The organism is Enterobacter cloacae complex sp. IR5459 (assembly GCF_049238005.1).
Lineage (GTDB): Bacteria > Pseudomonadota > Gammaproteobacteria > Enterobacterales > Enterobacteriaceae > Enterobacter > Enterobacter hormaechei_C.
In genome coordinates, this window is sequence record NZ_JBMKIG010000055.1 from 1 (window position 1) to 1,585 (window position 1,585).

Below are 1,585 nucleotides of genomic sequence, written 5' to 3' on the forward strand. Positions count from 1 at the left end.
CTGAAAATGCCGGCCTTTGAATGGGTTCATGTGCAGCTCCATCAGCAAAAGGGGATGATAAGTTTATCACCACCGACTATTTGCAACAGTGCCCTGTTTAGAGTACTATATGCGCCTGCAACAGTGGGCCACCGAAAATATTAAAAAACTGCTTTATCTCGCGGGGGATGACGCGGTGATTAATTACGGGAAAATGCGGCTGGAATTTTTGCAGAAAGCACTGGCGCAGGATACCTCCGGTGACTTCTGCTTTCGTGTGCTGCATCCGGAAGTGTCTGGCCCGCCGGATATGAAAAAGGCTTCCGCCGGGTACCGTGACTTTATTATCGGTAACAGAGCGTTGCTGGATCTGGTGAATTCAGCCGGTGAAGGGGCTCCGGTTGCGCATTATTCCGCTGATGAAATTCAGTCATTATTTTCGGCACAAATACAGGGGTCGGTGGATAAATACGGCGATAGTTTCCTGACGGATGATCCGTATGTGCTGGCGGAAGACAAGCTGCAAACCTGTCAGATGGAAATTGATTTAATGGCGGATGTGCTGAGAGCACCGCCCCGTGAATCCGCAGAACTGATCCGCTATGTATTTGCGGATGAGTGGCCGGAATAAATAAAACCGGGCTTAATACAGATTAAGCCCGTATCGGGTATTATTACTGAATACCAGACAGCTTACGGAGGACGGAATGTTACCCATTGAGACAACCAGACTGCCTTCTGATTATTAATATTTTTCACTATTAATCAGAAGGAATAACCATGAATTTTACCCGGATTGACCTGAATACCTGGAATCGCAGGGAACATTTTGCCCTTTATCGTCAGCAGATTAAATGCGGATTCAGCCTGACCACCAAACTCGATATTACCGCTTTGCGTACTGCACTGGCGAAAACCGGTTATAAGTTTTATCCGCTGATGATTTACCTGATCTCCCGGGCTGTTAATCAGTTTCCGGAGTTCCGGATGGCAATGAAAGATAATGAACTGATTTACTGGGAACAGTCAGACCCGGTCTTTACTGTCTTTCATAAAGAAACCGAAACATTCTCCGCACTGTCCTGCCGTTATTTTCCGGATCTCAGTGAGTTTATGGCGGGTTATAACGCGGTAACAGCAGAATATCAGCATGATACCAGGTTGTTTCCGCAGGGAAATTTACCGGAGAATCACCTGAATATATCATCGTTACCCTGGGTGAGTTTTGACGGATTTAATCTGAATATCACCGGAAATGATGATTATTTTTCCCCGGTTTTTACAATGGCAAAGTTTCAGCAGGAAGGTGACCGCGTACTATTACCTGTTTCTGTACAGGTTCATCATGCAGTCTGTGATGGTTTTCATGCAGCAAGGTTTATCAATACACTTCAGCTGATGTGTGATAACATACTGAAATAAATTAATTAATTCTGTATTTAAGCCACCGTATCCGGCAGGATTGGTGGCTTTTTTTTATATTTTAACCGTAATCTGTAATTTCGTTTCAGAAGGCACTGTTGCAAAGTTAGCGATGAGGCAGCCTTTTGTCTTATTCAAAGGCCTTACATTTCAAAAACTCTGCTTACCAGGCGCATTTCGCCCA

2 protein-coding genes are annotated in these 1,585 nt (G+C 44.7%); both read left to right on the plus strand.

The features are described from left to right. The first annotated feature begins 109 nt into the window (after positions 1 to 109). Positions 110 to 610 (plus strand): hypothetical protein, encoded by a 501-nt coding sequence (locus tag ACOTX4_RS25850; RefSeq protein WP_001239317.1) that lies wholly within the window; start codon positions 110 to 112, stop codon positions 608 to 610. 149 nt (positions 611 to 759) lie between these two features. Then, entirely contained in the window at positions 760 to 1,401 is a 642-nt protein-coding gene (locus tag ACOTX4_RS25855; protein ID WP_001011939.1) for a type A-2 chloramphenicol O-acetyltransferase CatII, read from the plus strand. Positions 1,402 to 1,585 lie beyond the last annotated feature (184 nt).